Genomic DNA, 514 nt, shown 5'->3' with positions numbered 1-514 from the left:
AGAGCCGGGTATCGTAAGCGCCATCGGCGGCGGCTGACCTGATTTTCCGGTGGGTTTGCCGGATTAACCCGGGGAAGGCCTCTGAGTCCGTAACGTTGTTCAGCGACAGGTCTGCACAGATGATTTCATGTGTTTTACTGTCAACGGCGAGATGCAGCTTACGCCAGATACGGCGGCGTTCCTGGCCATGCTTTTTGACTTTCCACTCGCCTTCACCGAAGACCTTCAGCCCGGTGGAATCAATCACCAGATGTGCGATTTCACCCCGGGGGGGCGTTTTGAAACTGACATTAACCGACTTTGCCCGCCTGCTGACACAGCTGTAATCCGGGCAGCGTAGCGGAACGTTCATCAGAGAAAAAATGGAATCAATAAAGCCCTGCGCAGCGCGCAGGGTCAGCCTGAATACGCGTTTAATGACCAGAACGGTGGTGATGGCAAGGTCAGAATAGCGCTGAGGTCTGCCTCGTGAAGAAGGTGTTGCTGACTCATACCAGGCCTGAATAGCTTCATC

At 54.5% G+C, this 514-nt stretch carries 1 pseudogene; it reads right to left on the bottom strand.

The window, feature by feature from the left end:
• Positions 1–514, bottom strand: a pseudogene (locus HSP_RS0106575) (IS5-like element IS903B family transposase); the annotation flags it as partial.

Source organism: Haemophilus sputorum CCUG 13788 (assembly GCF_000238795.1).
Taxonomy (GTDB): Bacteria; Pseudomonadota; Gammaproteobacteria; order Enterobacterales; family Pasteurellaceae; genus Haemophilus_A; species Haemophilus_A sputorum.
This window is presented reverse-complemented; position numbering and strand designations above follow the sequence as displayed.